This window comes from Bradyrhizobium sp. Kon56 (assembly GCF_055807635.1).
Map to the genome: position 1 here is coordinate 1 of NZ_JBVVOU010000636.1, position 236 is coordinate 236.

The 236-nt window shown below is 61.4% G+C and carries 1 pseudogene; it reads right to left on the reverse strand.

What is annotated here, in order from left to right:
• Window positions 1-236: pseudogene (locus AC0L3B_RS40340) on the reverse strand (hypothetical protein); the annotation flags it as partial.

The window sequence follows — 236 nt, forward strand, 5'->3', positions numbered from 1 at the left end:
TCTCTTCCGGCGCGCCGGCCTTGACGAACTCGTGCAGCACTTTGCGCCCGTGGAATTTCGGGTCCTTGATCTGGCTGTAGAGTTTGCCGTCGGAGAAGGTCCCGGCGCCGCCTTCGCCGAACTGCACGTTGGACTCGGGGTTGAGTACGTTTTTGCGCCACAGGCCCCAGGTGTCCTTAGTGCGCTGGCGCACTTCCTTGCCACGCTCAAGGATGATCGGCTTGAAGCCCATCTGT